This is a genomic window from Pseudomonas lundensis (assembly GCF_001042985.1).
Classification (GTDB): domain Bacteria; phylum Pseudomonadota; class Gammaproteobacteria; order Pseudomonadales; family Pseudomonadaceae; genus Aquipseudomonas; species Aquipseudomonas lundensis.
Genome location: NZ_JYKY01000025.1, coordinates 1 through 23,383, shown reverse-complemented (window position 1 = coordinate 23,383; position 23,383 = coordinate 1). Strand labels below are relative to the sequence as shown.

Annotated in this window: 16 protein-coding genes; 14 read left to right on the top strand and 2 right to left on the bottom strand. The window is 52.8% G+C overall.

Features of this window, described 5'->3' with window-relative positions; genetic code table 11:
- The first annotated feature begins 5 nt into the window (after positions 1–5).
- The 10 genes from TU74_RS23655 to TU74_RS17895 all read left to right on the top strand — a co-directional run bounded on the left by TU74_RS23655 (position 6) and on the right by TU74_RS17895 (position 9,624).
- The gene (locus TU74_RS23655) at positions 6–290 is read left to right on the top strand and encodes a propanediol utilization protein (protein WP_082149894.1); all 285 of its coding nucleotides are present in this window, start codon (positions 6–8) and stop codon (positions 288–290) included.
- Positions 291–410: 120 nt separating this feature from the next.
- Positions 411–620, top strand: a complete 210-nt coding sequence (locus tag TU74_RS17940; RefSeq protein ID WP_048377222.1) for a major capsid protein — start codon at positions 411–413, stop codon at positions 618–620.
- Positions 621–701: 81 nt separating this feature from the next.
- Positions 702–1,835 (top strand): hypothetical protein, encoded by a 1,134-nt coding sequence (locus TU74_RS24225; protein ID WP_157315190.1) that lies wholly within the window; start codon positions 702–704, stop codon positions 1,833–1,835.
- Positions 1,828–2,115 carry a DUF2523 domain-containing protein gene (locus TU74_RS17925; protein WP_048377219.1) on the top strand — a complete coding sequence of 96 codons (288 nt, stop codon included), beginning with the start codon at positions 1,828–1,830 and terminating at the stop codon, positions 2,113–2,115. The genes TU74_RS24225 and TU74_RS17925 overlap by 8 nt, the downstream gene beginning before the upstream one ends.
- Positions 2,112–3,008 carry a zonular occludens toxin domain-containing protein gene (locus TU74_RS23190; RefSeq protein WP_082149892.1) on the top strand — a complete coding sequence of 299 codons (897 nt, stop codon included), beginning with the start codon at positions 2,112–2,114 and terminating at the stop codon, positions 3,006–3,008. The genes TU74_RS17925 and TU74_RS23190 overlap by 4 nt, the downstream gene beginning before the upstream one ends.
- A 59-nt stretch (positions 3,009–3,067) precedes the next feature.
- Positions 3,068–4,306 (top strand): type II secretion system protein GspD, encoded by a 1,239-nt coding sequence (locus TU74_RS23185; protein WP_053070032.1) that lies wholly within the window; start codon positions 3,068–3,070, stop codon positions 4,304–4,306.
- A gap of 17 nt (positions 4,307–4,323) precedes the next feature.
- Positions 4,324–4,542, top strand: a complete 219-nt coding sequence (locus TU74_RS17910; RefSeq protein WP_157315188.1) for a hypothetical protein — start codon at positions 4,324–4,326, stop codon at positions 4,540–4,542.
- 195 nt (positions 4,543–4,737) lie between these two features.
- Positions 4,738–5,991, top strand: coding sequence for a tyrosine-type recombinase/integrase (locus tag TU74_RS17905; RefSeq protein WP_048377217.1), 1,254 nt, complete (start codon positions 4,738–4,740; stop codon positions 5,989–5,991).
- Between the two features lie 11 nt (positions 5,992–6,002).
- On the top strand, positions 6,003–7,523 hold the full coding sequence (locus TU74_RS17900; RefSeq protein ID WP_048377216.1) for a site-specific integrase: 1,521 nt from the start codon (positions 6,003–6,005) through the stop codon (positions 7,521–7,523).
- A complete protein-coding gene (locus TU74_RS17895; RefSeq protein ID WP_048377215.1) occupies positions 7,510–9,624 on the top strand; it encodes a hypothetical protein in 2,115 nt (704 codons plus the stop codon). The genes TU74_RS17900 and TU74_RS17895 overlap by 14 nt, the downstream gene beginning before the upstream one ends.
- Before the next feature lie 856 nt (positions 9,625–10,480).
- On the opposite strand, the gene TU74_RS17885 is transcribed toward TU74_RS17895, so the two are convergent.
- Positions 10,481–13,357 carry an AAA family ATPase gene (locus TU74_RS17885; RefSeq protein WP_048377213.1) on the bottom strand — a complete coding sequence of 959 codons (2,877 nt, stop codon included), beginning with the start codon at positions 13,355–13,357 and terminating at the stop codon, positions 10,481–10,483.
- Positions 13,358–13,634: 277 nt separating this feature from the next.
- On the opposite strand from TU74_RS17885, the gene TU74_RS17880 reads away from it, so the two are divergent.
- From TU74_RS17880 to TU74_RS17860, 4 genes are all read left to right on the top strand, one after another.
- Positions 13,635–17,600, top strand: a complete 3,966-nt coding sequence (locus TU74_RS17880; RefSeq protein WP_048377212.1) for a DUF4365 domain-containing protein — start codon at positions 13,635–13,637, stop codon at positions 17,598–17,600.
- Positions 17,601–17,982: 382 nt separating this feature from the next.
- Positions 17,983–20,949, top strand: coding sequence for a DEAD/DEAH box helicase (locus TU74_RS17875; RefSeq protein WP_048377211.1), 2,967 nt, complete (start codon positions 17,983–17,985; stop codon positions 20,947–20,949).
- 761 nt (positions 20,950–21,710) lie between these two features.
- Positions 21,711–22,268 (top strand): hypothetical protein, encoded by a 558-nt coding sequence (locus TU74_RS17865; protein ID WP_048377209.1) that lies wholly within the window; start codon positions 21,711–21,713, stop codon positions 22,266–22,268.
- 2 nt (positions 22,269–22,270) lie between these two features.
- Positions 22,271–23,101 (top strand): hypothetical protein, encoded by an 831-nt coding sequence (locus tag TU74_RS17860; RefSeq protein ID WP_048377208.1) that lies wholly within the window; start codon positions 22,271–22,273, stop codon positions 23,099–23,101.
- Here the strand turns inward: TU74_RS17860 and TU74_RS24585 are convergent.
- On the bottom strand, positions 23,089–23,383 hold a 295-nt coding region (locus TU74_RS24585), incomplete at its 5' end, for a hypothetical protein (protein WP_048377207.1). The genes TU74_RS17860 and TU74_RS24585 overlap by 13 nt on opposite strands.

Below are 23,383 nucleotides of genomic sequence, written 5' to 3'. Positions count from 1 at the left end.
ATACCATGTCAAATGTAATTCTTGTTGAAGTCACCGGTTTCAATCGAACCGGTACTGCCCAAAAGTCGGGCAAGCCTTACTGCATGTTTGAGGCATATGTTCATTTGCCGAACGTGCCTTATCCGCAAAAGGCTTCTTTTTACGCAGAGACTCAGAATCAAGTTCCACCTGTCGGAACTTACGAGTGCGACATTATTGCCGATGTGCGTGATGGTCGCTTGACCTTTGATGTCGACCCGCGCCAAGGGCGCCGAGTTAACGCACCGAATTCGCAGAAGGTTTCGGCCTGATGGAATCTATCGCGGATGTTTCTGAGCTGGCATCCGCAATAGCGCTGTTGTGGGCTACAGCTTGGACACTTAGACAAATACGCAAAGCCATAAAATAAACTCTCTACGGAAGTTATAAGCATGAAAAAAGTTACTCAGCTGGTTATCACAGCAGCCCTCGCGGCTGCCTCGCAAATGACTTTTGCAGCTGATCCAGTGCCGGTGGATTACACCGCTGTAAAGTCCACCATCCTGGCCTCGATCACTGACGTTGGCACCATCGGGCTTGCCTGCTTGTCCGTTGTCGTCGCGGTGGTGGCCTTCACCTGGGTCCGTCGCGTACTGAAATAACCCGCCGTACCTCAGCAGAACTAGGGGGCTCTCGGGCTCCCTTTTTTTTGACTTTTTATAGGAAATAACACTGGTGGAACTATGGGGAATCGCGCCTTCTTGTGTGCTGTTGTTGGGTCTTTGTGGTGCCTTTTGGATTCTTTTTCGTTAGTTCACGCGGCCGTAGAAATCAACGTTGCACCTCTTGCAAATGGCACCTTCGGTAAGATTATTGGTGTTTCTGATATTTCTCCTTCGGGTACAGCAAACGCCGTCGTCCAGGCCAAAGACAAGTTTGGCAACGTTGTTAATCGGAGTAAAACGCTGACGGTTAATGCAACCAAATATGGTACTTGGGCACGGACGGCCATGGGCAGGATTCCTGCCGTCCAAATTGCTATTGGTACTGCGGCGGCAGTTGCTGGCTATCTTGTTGTTAAAACTGTCGATGATTTTGGAGTTGTTACTTATGACATTTATAAACCGGGTGGAGCGCTTCCTGGTCTTGACGTTGCGTGTCCTTCTTCAACGTCTACTGTTTCCAATCCTTCTGGTGTTGGAAACGTGCAAGCCTATATCCCTACGCCTTGCTATAAAACAAATGTGTCCAATCAACGTCAGTATTGGGCTACTTCTCCTAGTACTGATTTACAGGAGTGGGCTGGTAACGCTCCCAACGTTGTGACTCGCTGGAATTCGACCTCGGTTTCAGTCCCACCGAATCAAAATCCAACTTATATCTACACTCGTGGCATCAATTCTCAGATGCCGGACATCAAGCCCACAGCCAAGAAAGTCCCAGCAACTGACGTTGACCTTTCTAGCTGGGGCTTTCAGTCGCCTGATGGCGTCCAGGAGGCTCCCGGGAAGTACCCGAATATTTGGAACCCGATCCCTTGGGAGGACACCGCGACAGACGATGAAATCGTTAATCCGCCAACCACGCCGGGGGAGGGTACAGACGATCCTAACTATGATCCGTGCCAAGGCAAGTGTTCTGACGCCTCGGACTTGGAAAGTTCAGTGTTTGACATCACGAGTTACTTAAAATGGGGCAATGGTTGGATGCCTCGTCAGTGCCCAGCCCCACAGTTGCTCTGGAATTTTAAAGGTGATCCGCTTTATTTCGATTACTCGATGTTGTGCAAAGTCATGACGGATTATGTCGCGCCTTTTATTCGCTTTGCTGCATTACTTGGATTTATTGCCATCGTGGCCGGAGGTTTGCGTGAGTAGCTTACTAAAGTTATTTGGTATCGAGTCTATCCGTAACCTGTTGATCAAGTGTCTTTCTGGTCTCGGTTTTGGGTACTTGACCTATAAAGGTCTCGACCTACTGCTCGGCATGGTTACTGATCAGGTGATGCAGAATTTTAATTCTTTGCCTGCCAATATGTTGTCAATTATGGGGCTCGGCGATCTTGATCACGCGGTAAACATGACGCTCTCGGCTTATGCTGCGCGTTTTGCAATGGCATCAGTTAAGAAGTTGAAAGTCTTGGGGGCGGGCCAATGATTCATTTGATCACTGGACTGCCCGGATCAGGCAAGACGTTATTAGCTGTTGAGTACATTTTTAAGAACTCTCAGGCCGAATTACCGCGCCCTTTGTTTTCAAACGTTAATGGCCTTGACCTGGAGTCATTACGCTGTTTCGAATTGGACGACCCCGAAGGATGGTTTAAATACCCAAACGGCTCAATTATTGTGATGGATGAGTGTCAGCGGTTTTTCCCACCACGTCCGTCTGGTAGCAAAGTTCCTGAAACAGTATCGATGTTTGAAACGCATCGGCATCAGGGTCTCGACATTATTTTGATGACCCAACACCCGATGTTCCTTGATTCCAACGTGCGTAAGCTGGTGGACCGTCATGAACACTGTTACAGGCCGTTCGGTAAGAAACGACGCACGATTATGGAATGGGTGGGTTGTAATGATTCGCCGGAACCTGCGAAGTCTGAAACAACTTCATTGAAGTCGCGTAAGCCCTTCGATAAGGAACTTTTTAAGTTTTACAAAAGTTCATCGCTGCATACCGACAAAGACCGCACGCCCTGGAAGAAAATCGCGCTGCCGATTTTGGCCGCTTTGATCGCCATAGGGTTGTTCGTGAAGGTGTTTTACAGCCTATCCCATCAAGGCGAATCCAAGCTGGTGTCCAGCGCTGAAACCGCGCCGAAAAAGCCCGAGCCGGTGGTTCCACTGGCGACCTATTCAGGCCTAACCCGAGCTGACGACGGTTTGCCAGCGGTGGTTTTTCTTAAGGATTCGACTGGCCAAATCAACCGCATCGAGTACGACGCTTGGAACATTTCCCGCTCTGAAGTCCGGTTCTTCCTGGGCGAATCCAAGACGCCTTTTGTTCGTGTTTCTTCGCCTATTTTGGCCAAACTTTTACAGGAGTAGACGGGGCCGACGGGCGCTCGCGCACGGCGGGCACGTCTGCACCTGGTCATCATCACATTATGAAAAAACTGATCCCCTTGGCGCTTCTGATTTTCACCAGTTGGGCCCACGCACAAAACATTGTGCTGTCCTACGATCAGATTCCTGCCAGCCAATTGCTGGTTGAAACCTATCGTAACCAGCTCGAAAAATCCTACGTTCTTGACCCAAGCGTCGTGACCAATAGCAGCCCGGTTTCAGTCAACATTCGCTCGCTGCCGATCGAGGATCTGGAAGCCACGGTAGATGGAATTTTGCGCACAGCGGGCATTTACAAGCGTGTCACGCCCGAAGGCCTAATCGTTTTTTCGGCCAAACCTGACGACTATTCGCGTGATTTGCCGGGTGTTCCTGCAGGAATTTTCACCGGTGGAGCAGGGACCGGGGCAGGGGATGTAACCCCCGAAATACGGGCTTTTCCGGCAGGTCAAATTCCGGAAAATTTCACTCTTTTTCAGGCTCATAACCGCCCTGCATCGATCCTTCAGCCCATTGCCAACCGGCTGTTGGGCACCAGCTACGAAGTTTCCGATCAAGTGTTTTTGTCCGGTCCCGCGGCTAGCGTTGAAAAGGTCCGGTTCATCCTGGAACAACTCGACACCGCGCCAAACGAGGTCATGGCCCAGGCCGTCGTGCTGGAGTTTTCGACCGAGAAAACCGAGGGTTCCGGCTTTGAACTCGCTATCTCCGCGCTGTCTGGCAGGCTGAAAATTGGCGTGAGTTCGCTGCTGCCCGTGGCTGGGAATTTCGTCAAATGGTCGTCGACGGATCTAACCGCCGTGCTGTCTGCTGTGTCCGGTGATTCACGGTTTAACGTCGTGTCGACACCGACGTTGCGAGTCGTTAGTGGTGCCACCGGCAAGATCATCGTAGGGCAAGAAGTACCTACGCTGTCGTCTTCCTCGCTGGATAATTCCGGCAACGCTGTGCAGTCGATTGAGTACCGGTCCGCCGGTGTGATCATGGAACTCAAGCCAACGATTTTGCGTAACCGTATTGACTTGGAGCTGAGCCAGCAAATCTCGGATTTCGCGCAGAACAGCCTGTCAGGAATCGACTCACCGACGTTGACCAAGCGTGAGTTGCTGACAAAGATTTCAGCGCAGCCAGGAGAACTGATTGTGCTGGGCGGACTGGATCAAACGAAGGACGTAGATCGTGATCGTCGGCTGTCGTTTCTGCCGTCATTCATGGGTGGGCAATCCTCAACGAAGAACACCACGCAAATTCTGTTAGTGTTACAGCTAACGAAAATCTAGTAATGCTGAGGAATTTTATGATCCAGGAATCGTGGTCAGATGCTTTGAAGGCCAACCGATTGGCGGCCTATGCTTTCTGCGTGCCGGTTGTCATCGTGCCTGGTTGGTCTGTGCTTAGAGCTTTGCCCTTTGCGTTCTGTGTATTTGAGTCGCGCGTCATGACAGTTGATGACCTGAAAACGTTTCACGATGTTTTCTGGGGCTTCAGCCCGGTTTCAGAAAAGTGCTCACTTTGACTTTCTGCTGAGTAGACCTCCACGCTTAGCATTCAAGGGTTCGCATAATGTATATTATGTTAAATCAGGTGCTATGTCAGAGATGTTCATAAGACACGTAAGTCACTGATTCGACGAATTCGTATTTGACGTCTACTCTCTCAACGGGCCATGTCCATAGTGTTCATGACGATTCCTTGAATGAGGTGGCTGTCGATGAAACTGATTCAGTGCCGTTTCTCTTCAGGTCAACGACTACCGCTGCTTGTACAAGCTGGTGATGCGACGCCGTTGCCCATACTCATTCCGTTCATCTACGTCCAACTCAAACTCAGGCACCGCGCTTACAACACGGCTGCGGCGCACCTGCGCGCCATCCAGGCTTTCTACGCCTATGCCAAAAGCCGAGATATGGATATCGATGAGGCCATTTTGGCCTGCCACTTTGAGGCGATTCTGGCTTTGCTGGACGGTTACGCTATTTGGCTCCAAAGTGGCCGTCATGCCGATAATCTGATCGCCCGAATCGGCAAACCTGGCACTGTACTTTTTCAGCAGATCAGTTCACGAACACGTGACCAGTACCTGCGCCTGCTGAAGAAATACCTGTCTTGGTGCGTCACCCGTTACATCCCGCGCGCCCGTCAGAATTCAGCCACACAGGCAGACATCAACGTGGTATTTGCCGATGTTGCTGACGTCATTGAGCGGCGCTTTGAGAGCCATATCATCAATGCTCGTCCCGACCGCACTCGTTACCGCAGCCTGACAGATACGCAACTACAGATCGTTCGCACACTGATTCGCCCTGGCGCTGCGGAGAATCCGTTCCCGGAACGTTTGCAACTGCGTAACTGGCTGATGATTGAATTGCTCTTGGAGACCGGCATCCGTCGCGGAGAGCTTCTGAAGCTCTGCACCACGGATATCAATAAAGGTTCTCAGCACGCCTATGTCAGCATCAATGATCGCGAACATGATCCCCGCGACCCGCGCGTTGAAGAGCCTGCGCTCAAAACACATGGGCGGACCGTAGGCATCTCCGCACAGTTGTATGAGGTCTACGAGCGCTATATCCAGAGCGACCGGCGCCCTCTGCGTGATGGTAAACCGATGAAATTGCTGTATCGCTATTTGTTCATCTCGGATCGTGGCCGCCCGCTGTCGATCCGCGCGTTGTCTAACGTTCTTGATCGGCTGTTTCTGACCATTGAGCTGGCTCATCCAGGATTGTTGCCTACACTTTCTGCGCATGACTTTCGCCACACCTTTGCAGACCACTTTTTGGCTTACCTGGTCGAAAAGCGTGGGCATGACCTCGAGCGAGCCACGGACGAACTACGGCGAGTCTGCGGTTGGTCTGAGACCTCGACTATGCCACGTCGTTACGCAGGTCGTTATCTAGCCGAGTCGGCCAACCTCCACAATGCCCAGCGCACCTCGGCAGCCTGGAGCCGACTTGACAGTTAAGGAGATTCGCCGTGACCAAATCAGCCGCTCAAGAACACGCGTCACCGCCCTCCTCTTTGCCAGCTTACGTGTTCAGGGGGCCCGCTTACGTTACGATTCGGACTCGCACTAATGACCAGCCAAAGTATGTCGATACTCGATTGAACGTCTGGACGTGGTACGACGGCGGAACGGCAATGAATATTGATTGGTCTGGTCTAAAGTTGAGCTCGGAGTTTGTCGAAATAGCAAAGGCATTTATGGCCCATATGTTAGAGAAATACTCCCCTTCAACTGCATATAGGGCCGCTAGAATGCTCCATCGGGTTTCGGAAAGTGATATTTCCTTGAAATTCCCTTGGGCAGCCGAGGAAATTATTAGTGCATTCAACAGTTGGAACAGCTCAAGAGAGTACGTAGTCGTCTTTCGCACGCTTTATCGCTGGGTAATGGATAGAGGAATTGCCGGATTTAGTAACGATATTTATCTAAAGATCAAGGACTTCAAAACCGAACGCTCATCTCCCTACTCTCGAATTTTTCTCTCTCAGTCAGGCTTGGAGCTCGATGAGGAAATTCTATTGCTTAAACGCATTGAACGACAATCTTTGACTGACTCTTGGGAGGATGTCCAGTTTAATATCGTACTTCACTTAGGTTTCGAACTCGCACCTCGATCGATTCAATTTCATTCGCTAGACATTGCTGATTTTGAGTTTATTGAAAGCGCTGATCACGAGAAGTACTACACCCTATGGCTACCCATGGCCAAAAAAGTTGGCCAACGCAAACCTGAGCGGCGCCCCCGTAAAATAACCTCGCGCCTGGGGGTGAAAATCTCACGCCACATTTTAGAAATTCAACACCGTTTTGGTAGCGGCTGTGAACCATTATTTGTCAACCCTTGTGGAAGGCGTCTCTCGGTTAGCGAAATCGGTTCAGGTCTCAAACACGAGCTGGGTGAAGCTGGTATAGATAGGCCGAATCAGGTATCCATATTGTTGCGTCATCACCTCGGTCAAGGACTGGCGGATCAGGGTACTCCGGCAGACATGATTGCCGAACTGCTCGGACACAACAGCACGGTTGCGGCGCGTGCTTACGTAACGGCCACCCCAAACATTGCCCGGATCAAAGAGAAAGCTCTGGGTAAGAGCCCGGCCTATCAGCGCATCATGCGCAGCTTATTAACTGGGAAAATCGTCAAACGCCGCGATACGGCTCCTGAAGCAGCCGTCCGCGGCGTCATTGATACGCAGTACATAGGCGATATTGGTGCCTGCGCCCTGCCCGTCCATACCCACTGTCCCTACAACCCTATATACGCGTGCTACACCTGCAAGAAGTTCCAACCCTTTGCTGACGGCCGCCATGAGCAGGTAAAGGATGCGCTCCAGCGGGAGGCCCAACGGTTCATTGATATGGCAGAACAAGCCGGTGATCTCAGTCACAATCGGCCCCTCGCCCAGCATCAGACAACCATCCTGGCAGTAAGCACTACGATCGAACGCTGCCGGCAGCACACGGAGGGTGCCGCAGATGACGCTGTCTAGGGCAAGGCAGAGCCTCGAAGGCTTCATTAAACAGGAAAAAGTGTTTTTTCAGTCTTTATCGATTCCAACCCCTTGGGAGTCAGCGCTATGGTCGGTCCAGCATTGGTTACCGCAGCGCTTAAAGCAGCAGACTATAACCTTTGAAACTCAACGACAATCACTTGAAAAGAATGGCTATTCTGTTCCTCCTAAAGCTGCCCTTCCCTTGGATTTCCAGGATTTTTGCAAGGCATTAATCGTATATCTACAACGCACCCGAAGCCTGAAGTTTTCGATGGTCGCCGCCTACAATATTGCGGTACGCCGGCTTTACAATCCGTTGTTTGAACGACGTGTATCCGACCCTACACAGTTGACGCGGGGCGATTTTGACCGTGTCGTAGAATTTCTCAGAGGGAGTGGCTACAAGAACCTTTACGACGCGATATCTCATCTTCAGGTAATTGCGGATACGATCGATAAACTACAATTAACCGACACCGCCATCCACTTTACACATGATGCAAAACCAGAAAAAAGCCGCCACGAGTTCATCTCATTGCACGATCCTGATCGTGCGGTAAAACAGCGTAAATCTGATGAGAGATTACCTTCTCGTGAGGCGATGGAGGCATATGCCATATGTTCGAACAACCCACTCAGTGACGGCGAAGAAATTTTGCTGCGAGTGATCGACTTATTGATAGCGACTGGGCAACGAGGTAACGAAGTAGCAGTAATACCTTATGATTGTTGGGTCGAAAGGCCGATCAAAGGGACGACAGGAGAAGTAGTTGTCGATGCCCATGGCAAGCCTCTCGTCGAATGCGGAATTAGGTACTTCGCGGAAAAGCAATTTCAATCCCGTGTTCATTGGCTGGCTGAAAGCGACATTCCTCTAGCCAGGCGCGCAGTAGAGCGATTAAAAACGCTAACCAATGAACAACGAGAAATTGCCGCCTGGCAAGAACTCCACCCAGGACGTATTTGGAGCTACCCCCCTCAGTCAGTGATCTCCGATGCAAAGGTCTTGGACTGGCTAGGTTTTAGCGAAGCAAGAAGCGCAAGCAGAAATCTATACCTTTTCCTCACACGCAACGGTGTCCATCCATTTGACGATGAACCGGATGAAAAGCAAGGAAGGTCGTTAAAGCGACGTTACGTCGCCGGGGAGATTGAGCGACTGATCGTCCCGAGGATCCGTGGGCACGCGGCATTGACAGAAAATGTCGGGGGACAAGTTCGTATCGTACTTAGAACCAGCGAAACGCTTGCGATCGCTTTCGACGGCCAATTTCGTTTCGGTGGACGTGAGGCGAATGTGTTTCGTGCGGTCCCGCGTCGGGTCACCCTCGGGGATATCAATCACGCATTAGGTGACGATGAAAAATATACGTCCATTTTTTCGCGTCGTTCATTAACCGAATCCGATGGCACTCCGATTAGGCTAACAAGCCACCAACCTAGACACTGGCGGAACACAATTTACCACTTGACCGGTATGAGCGATGTTCAGCAAGCATTGGCTCTGGGGCGAAAACGCCTCGACCAGAATGTTTATTACCAACACACGAGCATTGAAGAAAACACCGCTGCCCATCATGAGTTTCTGGCGTTCAATAGCTATCACGAGCGCCTCGACTTTCTACATACAGCCATAAGAGATAAGCGAATTCATGGCGCTTTGACCGATAGTTACCATGCTTTGCTATCAGATAAAGGTACAACAACTGCAGAAGCATTCCTCACCGTACACGCCACGGCGCTGCATGTGACCCCTTTCGGAGGTTGTATCCACGATTTCTCCCAGGCCCCCTGCCCTAAGCATCTTCAATGCTGGAATGGCTGCTCGCATCTACATCTGATGGGCACTCCATCGGAGCGGGTCAACCTTGAAAAACAAGCCAAGAATCTGACGAAGGCAATATCCATCATGCGCGACGCAGGCACCGGAGAGGCAGGCAGCGATGTATGGCTGGCGGACCAAGAGGACAAACTCAATAATCTAAAATCCGTCCTAGCACGCGATACCAGTGGAGGTGTGCAACGCGTGTTTCCAAATGGGCGTCCAATCACGGTTGCGGACTCGGACAAACGACACAGTTCGGTATCAGATGACTAGGGGCAACTATGGCGCGACGACAGACATTGAGGGGCAGCACTCTTGACGAAGCAATAGACACTCTCCTCGCCCAGATGATTAGCTCAGGAGTGGAGCTCGCTCCCATTTCCCGACCGGAGGTACAGCGCCGACTGGGCCTGACAAGCCGAGCTACGCTAGGAGGTGACCGTGGAGACAGAATTGAGGCCGCCCGTATTGTTCAAATGAGGGAAAGCGGGAGGGATCCGGATGGTGCCCGCCGGCGCAGAAGTCTCGAAGAGCGTATTGCAAGTCTTCAAGCGGAGAACGCTGCGTTGGCAAGACAGCGAGACAAGCTTTTCGAGGCTCTGTCAGTAATAGCACACAACTGCCTGATGAACGGTTTGGACGTAGAGTCAGTAATGGCACCGTTGAGAAACACCCAATAAATCAGATTAGTAGTCTTCGTATCGACTACAGATTACGGCATGGTATCCCGCCCACAGTGCTAGACAGGACTGCGTCAGCTCTGACGACTACACATTATGGTACACGTATCCTGACTACTTCGTCCCAGACGCAAAACGTTGACATGTGCGCCTACCGCTCGTAGAGTCTGGCTGGTAGCCCTTGAGGCACTTGAGCTTTATCTCCCCTTGAGGGATCTGCAAAGCCCGGTAACGACCGGGCTTTTGCCTTTCCGCTGTGTTGCACTGAACTCTCGTAAGACGTTCCCACGTATTCACCCTTTTATCGCTGTTGTGTTTTCAGCCAGACGCGGATTGCTCAGGGCTCTTCGTACTCGGTCTCAGTTTTAGGGCAACGAGGTATCTACAAAACGCAGGGCGATTCAAACTGATCATTCGAACAACCATCCAGACGGTGGCTTGCAACACGGCTAGGTAGGCGGCAACTCAGCTGGCAGATCCCTGGCTCGCTCGCGGTCAGCAACGCTCACTACGCAGCGCTCGATGAACTGGAGCTCTTGGGTGAGCTCAATGGCGCGCTTTTCCAGCGCCTTTAATCCGGCCTGATGTTCTTGCTGCACCTCTTCCGGAGCCCTGGCGAGTCCTACCAATTTCCTGCGGCCCTTCTCGATTTTTTCATTCACCTCTGCAAGGTACCTTTCTCCTGACTCTCTCTTTTTGTCCATGAAGAGCTGGCATTCCAGAAAGCGGATGGCATCGTAGATTTTCAGGACCTCACCACTTGTCTTGGAGTGCACAAAGTTCAGGCTTCCTTCATCAAAGGCGTGGTGCTCTTGGTTTTGGCCACCCCAGTTCACCAAGTCATTCTTGATGAAATTGAAATGCGAAAGGTCGTAGTCAATGAAGGGCTCCACCAGCTTGAAGGTGTGCTCCAGGCTCACCTGCAGGTACATACTCTTCTTTAGCTGCGATTTGTTGAAATTCGCGGTCACCTGAACGCCGTTTTCAATGCAGAATTCTAGCACCATGGACTCGAACCAGATCCGGCAATACAGCAATGCTTGCCGAACGTCGTAGACCGACAACGCCACGTGCACCTTTCTCTGAAAACCGCCTGCATGATCAATGACCACGATGCCTTTGTTCGTATAGCTGAGCACATGGCTTGCTTGCTGGTCGGATTGAGGATGGCGATCAGCGATGATGCAGAAGCGCTCCCAGAAGAGGCGATCGTGGGTCGTCACCACCATCTGGATCCGGCGCAGGTAGTCATCATTGAAAAACAAGTCGATGATATTGGATCGGTGATCCGTATCGATCGCGTTGACGACGTCATCAAAAACGATGAGCGGAAAATTGTTTTTCTCAGCCATCGCCAAGAGAATCGACAAGCCCAGCGCCCTCAGATGCCCTTCGCTGAGCACAGCAAACGCATCCAGCAGGGATCCGTCCACGTTGGTGATCTTGATCCGGTAGCTCTCCGTAAGCTTTTCAAAGGCCAGCGTCTCTATCTGCTCATGGTCATCGTCGTGGTTATTGATCGCTCGGTAGTAGTCGGCAGCCTTGGCTTCGATCCCTGTAATGCGCGCCTTTTCAAGCTCCAGCTTGTAGTCCAACAGGTCGCCGTAGAGCGTTCGGTATTCAGCCTCAAGATCCTTGAGCAACTGGTTGAAGTGGCTGTTATCCACCGAGTCATTGAGCAAAGCCGTTCTCTGCCCTATCAGCGCAAGCATCCTATCATTGGCGTCTGTGAACCCGGTTAGCGCCTGGGTTTTGAGGTCAAACTGTCGTTTCAGCGACTCATCGACCTGCTTGAGGTGTTCGATGAGCGCATCCAGACGAGCCGCTTGAACCACCGCCTGATCAACCTCCCGTTGCTTGCGCTCGCAGGCACGCAGATAGACCTCGATCTGAACTGCACTGTCAGCGCAGAGCGCGATGAAAGCATTGAGGACAGACCCCGCCACTGTCGAGCGGTCAGTCGCCGTATGGAACTCAATGAGCACCGCTTCCAATGCGTCCATCGCCAGTGGGCAGGGTACATCGGCATAGGCATTGGCCTTCACTGAACTGATCCCGGTCGCGATCCTTGAAGCCCAGAGGACAACTTGAGCATCATTTTTCTGTTTGGATTGCTTCAGAGCCTCCAGAGCCCCGAGCGCCTTGATCTGATCACGAGCCCTTTCAAAAGGGTTCACCGTGACTTGGTCAAGGGGCGTCAAACAGGCGGGACAGGTCTTCTCAGACGGCTGTTCGGTGGCTTCCAAAGCCTCCAAGGCTTCAAAAACAGCGCGATAGTTAACGTCACTGGCCCTTTTCAGAAACAGTGTCTCGATCTGCGTTTTGCGGCTGAGCAACCGCTTGGCGATGGCAGACGTACGCGCAACATGCTTGATGGGAATGACCACCGGTGCTTTGGCGGCTCGCAGTCGCTCGGCCCCACGGATGTGCATGTCTATCGTCTTGCGCAGCCGCTTTGCCTTTGTACGAATTTCGAAATCCTGATCGGCCCGCAGCCCCAAGAGCTGACAGGTTTGCGAAATCGCAGCGTACAGATCTGCCCTGTGCTTGCTCCGCACTTGGCCAAGCTCTGTTCGAGCGCGTTCAAGGTTCGTCAGGGCCTCGGCCTGGTCGGCACGCATGAATGCCTTGAGCGTAAAACTGTCAGGGCGCACGAATCGGGAAATGACGTCCTGAAGCTCTTCCAGGCCGAACAGGGTCGCCAAGACATCACTTTCGCCACTGCCAGTGTCCTTGGAGCCCAGGAGCGAAAACTCCTGAAGGCGATTGCGATCAATAAAGCAGCTTGACCAACTGATACTGGGCGCAATTTTGAGCTTATTCGCTCCCAGGAGAGCGAGCTGAGGCTTGGTTTCTCCTCGCGCAATGTACTGCTTGACCTTGGTCTTGCGCCTGGCGGCTTCCTTGATGTCCCCAGTGGTGCAAATTTCGATGGCTTCACAGAGCGATGATTTGCCGCCGCCATTGGGCGCGTAGAAAATGTTTTTCAGCTTACTGAATCGAATGAACGTGCCTTTGTCGTCAGCACCAAACTCGCCAAAGCCCCGGAAATTCCTGACGCGCAGGTAATCCAACGCCCCCAAGCCCGAGGGTGGTATCCGATCCAGTTCAGGCCTTTTATCGAGCACTTTCTTGAAGCGAGCAGCGACACGCTGGTAGTTGCGACCCAGCAATTGATCCGACGCCGTGGTGATGTGTGACTTGATGTGGTCGGAGTAGCGGCCCTTGCTTTGGTTGGCTTGGTACATACACCAAAGAAGCACCAGGTACGCATCAGTACGCCCCTCAAGGTTCTGCCTGGCAAAACTTAAAAGGTACTGACTCATTGCGCCTCCTCCCTGATACGCATCAGCGTAACCGGACTGGCATCAGGAAGCCATTACCGAGCGTTGTGAATGGGCCGCAGTTCGGAAAAACTTGGGCAGTCTCGTACAACATGGGGGATGCACCCAACCTGACTCGCAGCCCCAGTTACAGAGATATTGATCCCATAGTCTGATCCCAAACCCGGTTTGACGCCCGGTATACTCAGGACAAGTAGTGCTGCATCAAAACGCCGTTCAAGCCTCCAGCACCCATTTTTGATAATACCGAGGAAGCACCATGCCAGTTGACGGGCCTCTACCTGGGACGGGTGATCAGCACGACATCAATGCCGATGCAACACGTTGCCTGATGGCTCGACATCCCAAGAATTGGCGAGTGCAAAGCCTGGAAGGGACTGACGACTATGGCTATGACTTCCAAGTGCAGACCACGCCGAATCAACAAGCGACGGATATTTTCCGTATCCAGCTTAAGGGCACCCGCTCTCCGAACCTGACGGCGGATGGCGAATACATTTCGGTGTCTCTGAAAGCCACCACTGTACGCTATTACGCCAGAGCCGTAGAACCGGTACTTCTGGTGATCTGCGACCTATCGGTGAACGAAGATCCTGTCGACTGCCCCCTTTACTATGTTTGGCTCAGGGATGAGCTGAATCGCATCTCGGTCGACGATCTGTCCGCTGAACGCAAATCCGTCACCCTTCGTGCGTCCACAAAGAACGTACTAAAAATAGCTACGGATCTCTCGGAGGACATTCGCCACCAGAACGAACTGTCTCGCATGGGGCATATCCTGAGTGAGCGCGCAGAGCAAACACACCCAGGGATGCAAGCAGATGACCGCTTAACCCTGGTTCAGGGCGTGGTAAAAGGCGTGGCTGCACGAGGCTCCGCACTGATGAACGCCTTGGCAGGCCCAACGGAAGACTACTGGGTCAACCCAGCTCGCGGCACGCTTGCCTGGAACTTGACTCAGGCCAAGGCAGATCTACAGGTCACCGCGCTGGATCGAGCGAAGATCCAGCTCGATGAGGCAGAGCCAAAACTCGAAGGGTCGGCCACCCTTGAGCGCGCAGAATATTGGCGCTTACGTGGCAAGTGGCAGGTTCAAACGGGAGATAACAAAGCGGCAGTCTCTTCCTACCAGAACGCGTACGAGGTAACGCCGCTCCCCAAGTTCCGAGCAGCCCAGGTGGAAGCGGAGATCCGCATCCGATTCGAGAACGATAGCGACTCACTTGCAGAGCTACATGATTTACTGGAGGGTGAAGATCCAGCCATCATTGCCATTCGCTCCCGGCTGCATGCCGTGCAAGGGCATTACGAGTTGGCCGTTGAGCAGGCGAATTTGCTTGCGGAACCTCAACGGTCTTTCGCCAGAGCGTTTGCACATTGGCTGTCTGAAGAACCGGCAAATGCCCTGACGGACTGCGAGGCGGGCCTTGAAGCCTGTGACGCGTCCGATGACATTCGTGAACTGCTGCTGTTGCTTAGGGCTCGAGCCAAATTTTCCCTCGCAGTGGCCACCGCCACTACGCCGCGACGTGAATCTATCCCACCCGCAGGTCTTCCAGGTGTAGACCTTCAAAAGCTTGAGGAAGCTTGGGTTGCGATTAACGATGCTGTCCTGTCCATAAAGGCATCTGGCTGGGGCTCTAACATAGAGCAGCTCGTCGACATCTGGGGGGCCACAGCGTCGGCCCTTGGCAAGGCAGAGTCGATACTTGCAGACCTGAAGGATGCAGCGCAGAAGCGCCCGGAATTGCCCCATATCCATGAGGTCTTGCGGGGCATTGCGGGTCAATTGGCGGACTTCACCCTCGCATTGTCGACAAATGATCAGTTGCCCGACTCACCTGACAAGCAGCTCTGGGGCACGCTTCTGCTCTATGAAACCCGTAAATTTCGGGCGTGCTATCAAGGCTTTGGCGCATACGTCGGTGACGTGGATCGCAGCCACCCCCTGTTTGGGTCGGCTGTCACCGCAGCGTCTATTTCGGCGCACAAATCAGTTCAGACCGGCCTCGTGAACCAGTGGATGGGGATGCTCGAAGCAGATCCTGCTCTGGCCCCCGAAGCCGCCCTCGCACAATTTTATCTCCAGTTGGAGATGAGCAGGTTGGCCAAGGATGAGGCGTTGAGGACGCTGCAGGCCAGGTATGAAGAACTGGATCGGCCCGTCAGTATTGCACTCACCCTCATCCACGAGCTTGACCCTACCGACCCGCAGAGCGCGCAGGCGTGTGTTCGACTCTCCGAAAAGATCACTGAGCACTATGTCCTGTCGCCTGCGGTGGCTGCGCGGCTTGGGTTGGCCTTGGTGACCTTGAGAGATTGGCAAGGCATCGTAGAGCTGTGTCAAAGCAATCGAGTCCGCGTTGAGCCTGGTGATCGAATGGGAGCCTTCGAGGCATTGGCACTTGATCACCTGGGCGAAACGGAAAAGGCCCGCGATCGGTTGTTGAAAATTGTAGCCACAGGATCTGACGATCCACTGGCACTGAACACCTATGCGACGATTGCCACACGTTGCGGATACGTCGATGACGCCGTGGAGGCAGCGGAAAGAGCGCTCGAAACTGCGAGATCCAAAGGGGAACAATTGGAGTTCGTGAAATTACTGTTCTTTCTCATCCAGTTTTCCGACCCAACGAGCGACCGGCTACTGGAGCTAGCCCTACGAGCAGGCGAATTGGTAGATCAGAGTGTAGAGAGCCAGGAAGGCACCTACTTGATGATGCACCTGAGCGGCACTCTGGGGGGACGCAGTGACATCGACCTTGCCAGGGATAGAGAGCAGTTCCGAACACGCGCTGAAGCATTTTTCAGGAATTTCCCGAATTCCCGGATGCTCTGGAGAGGCGAAATTCGAGAGGGCGCCTCTGGCACGGAGTTGGTGGAAAGCCTGAAAGCACTGGCTGGAATGACGCCCGACAGAGAAGCGTTCCAGAAACGGATGGAGCGATCCCTACAGCAGGGATTAAACACCGTCCCTTTCTCGTGGCGCCCGCGACTGGTGCTGTCTTACATTTCCGATATTGTACACCTGTGGGAAGTTGCCAAGGTGTCCAGCCGGGATGATCGCCAGTATCACTTGGTGATGGTCAACGATACGGGGTGGCAACCGATCGGTGCCGATGCCCTGCGCAAGCGAGTGCCTTTGCTGGATTGGACAGCGCTGTTAGTCCTTAACGACTTGGGGCTGATCGACGCCGTCATCACTTTCTTCGGTCAAATTGCGGTTGCCAGGGCCACGATGGAGGAGCTTGCCGAGTTCACGAACCCCGTTTTTGGAAGCCCAAAGCGAAGCAAATGCTTGGAGCTACAGAACGCTTTGAAACCCCATCTAGCCTCGATCCTCCAGCCCTCCCCTCCAGAGGAGGCAAGCGAAGCATCGCCCGCCAGGGTCATTGGGCGCAGCAACAGTGAAATCGTGGAGATACTCGGCAAAGAGCCGGAACGGTACCGGCTCTATTCTGATGACGAGTCGCTGCGGATATTTTGTGCCGCAGGTTCCGAGGTCGATGGTTTCTGCACGCTTGATGTCCTGGCCGCACTGACAGAGGTTGGGCAGCTCTCCCCCATTGAAAAAGCCGGCAAAATTGCGCAGCTGTGTGAATGGAGGGTCAGGGTAATCGTGCAGCTGTCCGAGATTGTGCGGCTGCTTCCCCCGGCTGCCTTTACTGCACGAACCGTACGTCAAGCCGTAGAAATCCTTGACGCAGAACCCAGGTTCATCTCAGTAATCTCGGCGCTCTGGGATTACCGCGCGACCTTTGAGAAAGTGTTGGAGCATGCAGCATCGGTGCTACGTATTCTGGTGGATCAGGCTTTGCTTCCTGAGATTGGGCTAGCAGCGCTGATGCGACACTGGCATGTCAAAGCAGCCATGAAAAGTGATGCCCCTGATCAGGCCCTTGAGACCATTGTCATTTTGATCATCGCCGCCGCACTCAGGGGGCATTTGCCAAAGGCCAGCGCTAAAGGACTCTGGGCGGTTTACAGGCTGTTAGTCGAGTCTCATCATGGTGATCAAATGGACGAGCGTCTTGAGAGGGTTGCTATCCGGTTGCTGGGTTCGAAATGTGCTCAGTTGGAATCCGTAGCGGCTAGCGAAGGGTTGCGAATCTATACCAAGCTCAATGAGAGCCTAACGAGGGGCACGATTGACCAATCCGAGTTCGCCAACGCCTACACCACAGCACGAATAGCGGCGCAAAGGCCCAAATTCGGACGATGAGTGCGGCGCCGCAAGCGCTGGACTGTGCGCGGCTTCGGCGTGGTCGAGCCTGAGGGCACCGTTTCTCTACAAAGACTCGTCCGGAAGCTGCTCTGACGATGTGGGCCTGGGACAAGATCCCAGTAGAGGTTTGCGAACTGCAGCCCTGGAATTGCGTCGTGTCTATTTGAAACCAGGGGCGATTCAAACACCTATACTAATTACAACGAACGGGCCGCGCTCAAGCGAGCCATTGTGAGTTGCTCGGGTCCCGGCACCTCAGTCCCCGTGCCTGCTGAAGCAAGCAGAAGCTAGGAGATGCTGAAAGAAATTTTTACCTGCATCGCTTGTTTAAAGCCCATAGCCCATTAGGATTGGTAAGAAATATCCAAGGACGGTAGAAATGGCTGGATTTTTTGTGGAGCAAGCGGGGTCACTCAAGCTTCTTCAGCAGACTGACGCACCTAACAGCGGCTTTAGGCCGGGCCAACTTGGCGCAATGTATGCGACATTGGCCCACTTCTCGTTGCAAGACGACCCCGCGATCATCTGCCTGCCCACTGGTTATGGAAAGACATCATTGATGATGTCGCTACCGCTTCTACTTGGAGCAACTCGGATACTCATCGTCGAGCCATCAAGTGCTCTGCGCAAACAGGTGCACTCACATTTTTCCACCCTTTCAACACTCAGGCGCATCGGTGCGCTACCTGAAGACGGGCCGCTACCTTCCGTTCACTTGCATTCGGGGCGGCCAATAACGCCTGAGGCTTGGGAACAATTGCGGGTGTTCGACGTCGTGATCTCAACCCCCGGCAGCTCTTCGCCGATAATTGCCCCAAGGGCTGCGGCCGACCTTTTTGATGTAGTGATTTTCGATGAGGCACACCATGCGCCGGCGGACTCCTGGGCAGCGTACCTGGACCACTACTCGGCAGCTCGATTTATATTCTTGACAGCAACCCCCTTCAGGCGCGATGACCGCGTTATCCCGGGCAAGTTGGTCTACCGATATCCTGTTATGAGAGCCGTGTCTGAAGGTGCGTTCGATCCTATCGTCTTCCGGGCGGCACCCATAGATAACGAGCTTGATGATGAGCATGTTGATCGGGCGATTGCCCGAACTGCGGTGGCACAGCTCGAAGACGATGTCGCTAACGGTTTTGATCACAGGCTTTTCGTACGCGCCTCGACCATCTCTTCCGCGCAAGCGCTCGTCCCGATCTATGAGCAACTGGGCGTTTCCGTCGCCGCCATCAGCAGCCGACTTACCAAACGACAACAGGACTTAATCGAGGCGAGGCTCGTTTCTGGTGAGTTGAAGGCCATCATCTGCGTAGACATGTTTGGTGAAGGCTATGACTTCCCAAAGCTCAAGGTCGCGGCGTTACATGCACCGCACAAGTCACTGGTACCCACAATCCAGTTCATCGGCAGGTTCGCCAGGATCGATGGCACCACGGGACGCCCAACCCTCATTGCACCGGCATTCAGAGTGCGTGAGGCGACAGCGACTCTGCTCCGGGAAGGCGTTGATCTGGCTCAGATGATTGATGATGCCGCGCTTGCTCAGATTCAGGGCGCAGTTGAGGCCCAAGAATTCATCCAAAGCTTGCCGGTGCGTCGGATGACTGAGTCTGACTATGAGTCCGTATCTGCGCTGTCCTTCAATTTGTACGCGCACGTCCGCGGGTTTCACTGCAGTCGCAGGCCGGATTTCGATTTGCTGGGAGAAAAGGTTGGTCGAATGCTTCGCATTGTGAAGCAGTGGGGAACGCCAGATGGCAATTTGTCTCTCGTACTGACAGCAGATGAAGCACCTCCGAACTGGTCGACCTCAAACACGCTTACTGATATTCGGCACGAGGCCTTCCTGCTGATGTATTTTCCGGAATCGAGCTACTGCTTCATCGGCTCAACTCTCAGGACAGAGAAGCTGTACCTGACCATCATGGATATCGTTTGCCGTGCCGGCAGCCGAGGGTTGAGCTATGAAGAAACGAGCCGAGCGAGGGCCGGACTGGAGGGGATGAGGTTTTTTGCTGTTGGCTTGCAGAACACGACCTTCAATTCGCAAGTCGAGACTTATCGAACCCTAACTGGCCCTCAAGCCGAGCGCGCGGTCACTGCCGGTGACAGCCGCGCTTACGCTCAGGGTCACTACTTCGGGAGTGGCATGAACGGCCAGGTGCGTGAAACCATCGGAGCCAGTAGCAGCTCTAGAATCTGGAGCAATCAGCGCCTATCCGTTCCTGACTTCTTTGCCTGGGTGCAGACGCTTCATGCGCGCATCGTAGGAGATGCTGCGTTTAGCCAAACCCACCTCGACTTGGTCAGAACCACTACGACTCTTCGGGAGCTACCAGAAGCGGTGATGGCAGCCAACTGGTCACGGCAAGGCCTCACTCGCAATCCTCGTATTCACTTCAGGGCTACGCAGGAACAAGAGTTACAAACCTCCAGGCTTGTGGAGTGGGATATCCAGGACTTTGAGTGCGATCCACAAGCCGGGCACTTGGATTTTTCGATCGTTCATGCTGAGGGGCAGATCCGTATGCGCCTGAGTCTTGAGGGTGGCCAACTGATTCGCTGCCTGGAACCAAATGCCACAATGACGATCGAGTCTAGCCAAGATGGCTGGATGCCATTGGCCGACTGGCTTAGTGAGTGCCCTCCTATTTTCTATGCAACAGATAAGTCTTCATTTGAAGGGCTAAACAAAATCGCTGCCCCTCTTCTCAGATCCCTCGCACTTGCTCCAGGTGATGCGGAGTCAATCGATTGGACAGGCTGCGCGATCGAGGTAGAGTTCCTGCCGAACAATCAGGAGCCTCGCACACTGGAGCGACGTGCAGAACTCGATGGCCAAGCAACTGTGCAGGAGCATTTGGAACAACACCTTCTGACGCTTCCAGATCTCCGGTGTTTGTATTACGACCATCGCTCAGGCGAGGCCGCCGACTACATCTGCGTCACTGTCAATGCAGCCCAGGAAGTGAACGTCACCCTCTATCACTGTAAAGGTGCAGGAGGGCCAGCCAATGGAGGGCGAGTTGGTGATGTGTATGAGGTTGCGGGACAGCTGGTAAAGTCAGCTTACTTCTGCAACGTCGCTACCTTGCTGCATCATATGGAGGATCGCATGCATCGCAGACACACATCTCCTTCGTACTTTGTCAGCGGGGACAGGGATGAAACCTACGAGTTGCTGCGGTTAACACCTGCAACAGCTCTTACCTTCACGGTGGTAGGCGTTCAACCTGGTATTCGGCGCACCATAGTTGATGAGCGCATGAGCGATTTGATGGCGTTCTGCATAGGCTACGCACGTCAGGGCTCGGCAAAAGCTTACTGGCTAGTGAGTGAGTAACTGTCGAGGTTTCACACCGCCAAGCTTGAGGGTGAACTAAAATTCTACTTGGCACTACCACAGATCGGCGCACAGCCATTGCATTTCAATGGCCAGCGGTTACCAGGAGGCCTCGATAATTCGCCAAATGCAATCAATGGATCGCTGCCCTCCCCGATTCATCGCTGGTTGCTCGACGCATTTATCCAGTAACCCAGCATCTGATGTCAATCCGATCGTAAATGGCCCAGCATGGTCGAGCCCATCCAATTGGTTACACGCTCAAGGACATATGAGCAACGCCCATGAGCGTGCAGTCAGATAGATGAATGGTTCGCTGCGTTGATTGATGACGATGACTTTTGTGAGCCTACCCTCACTCAGATTCAGGGTGTGCGTTCGAGCATGCTGCTCAAGCTTGGCCAGGGTCAGAGGCGTACCATTGACCCGAATCTGGGGTCCGGGGTCATGGATGAACTATGCTGCAAGCACCGTGACGATCTCCTACACATCAGGCATCTTGCGGGTACCTGATTGATTTACTCAGCTGAATCAGCGACAAGCACGCGGACGTGCTCAGCTTCCCGTGCTTCTTCAATCTGGTCGGCCTGCGCGTCCGGAACCTATCATCTCAACGCACGTGCTCGCTCATGCAGGGCATCTCGGGCTTAGATAAAGGGTGTAAGCTAATTGACAGTCATCGGCCAGAACTGGCGAGCCCCGACGCTTCTTGGTAGCATCCTGCCATCAGAGGATGAAAATGATTACGGATGATTTTTTAAGTGGACTTCAACACGCTATTCAGATTACTGCTGACCTTCAACGCGACGTCCTTACTGGTGATTGTGTATCTGGTTCAGCGCGAAATCACGTTTGGTGGGTTTATCGCAGATCCGAGCTTGCCCGGGTTGAAAACTGCCATTAGTGGGCTCTCCTATGCCCTGTATCTTGCCGTTCCTATCGTACTGACAGGCCTCAGCTTAAAACTAAGCAGACGACTGGGAAGTGACACCTTTCAACTTGGGCAGGTTGTGAGCATTGAGCATGCGAACAATAGCTTTTTGCCAAGCTATTTGGGTTATTTCTTCGTGGCGCTCAGCATCAATAGCTTCCAAACTCTAGTGTTTGTGTATTTGATACTATTTATCTTCACATACCGATCACAAGCGCTGTATTTCAATCCTCTATTCTTACTATACGGATATGAGTTTTACAACGTGAGCACCTCGTCTCATGTCACGCTTTTCTTGATTAGCAAGGAAAGCTTTCGGACTCCTAAGGAGGTCGTGATTGACAAGGTGTACCGCATTAATGACTACACTCTAATCGATAGAGGCTGAAAATGGACTTTGTCCTCGCTAAAATCAAACGTCTCCAAAAAAATGCCATCGTAAAGGTTCTTTCGGACAGTAAACTTTATGCAGAAGTTGTTATTGACGCGGCAGCCTGCGTACCTTATGAGCCTGATCATAATCTGGATGAAGACTCCTGGTTTGTGATTCCTGGTTTTTCAGGGCAACCGTTCTGCATCGATTTTCTGAAAGAGCCGTTCGACAGCAAAAATCATGTCGAACTCAAGAAAAAACAGTTTGATAAGATCACATGGCTGTGTAGTGCCCAGAATGACTCCTTCTACTTTCAAAAAGTGACACCGTCCCTGCTAGTGTCCCGAAAAAGCATCACTTTCGGAGAGGTCGCGGAGCTAGACAACGGGCAGTTGCGACTTGTGATTAACACAACGCCGGACGCTATTTACCTGCCCAAAACAGATTCGCTGGTTTTCAAGAGTCTGGCCACGATCTCCAGCATTTTTAAAGGGATCGGCCAGCTGTTCAAAGAATCAACTCATGAGGAAGTGGAAAAATTCCTTGATGAGCCCTTTATTGGGCTTTCAAACAATTTTGAGGCGGCACGTGTGTCTACACCGAACAGGAAGCGCATTGGATTGGCGATGGCGACCCTTGCAGCGCTTCCGTCTGGCCAGCGAGCTGCGATGGTCAGCTACATCGACGATTACTGCGCCGGCCACCTTGATTTCGACAAAGCCAAAGGCGTCTTCGATATTGGCAGCGATCACCAGTTAAAGCTGCTGATCTATGGCATCGAGCAACGCTTTTACACAACGCTTTTCGGAAATGAGAGGCGCCTGGCAAACTCTGTTCAAGTCATGTAGATGATCCACCCTAAGTCGTGTCCAATCAGCCCGGGATAGACCACCTCGGAGTGATCAACAAAACAGGCGAGGAAACGCCACTGAACGCTTTTCAGTGGGCTTCGAGGCCTGTTATTTATACAGAAAAATCCATCTAGGAGTCGCATGGATACAGCTAGGCTCTGTACGTAAACCCAAGAAATACGATTTTCTGTAAAATACACCGCCATTAAAGCCAGGAGGCCAAGATGGCAAAGCGGTATGAACTCCCCGACGCAGCCTGGGATCTGGTTGCAGATATCT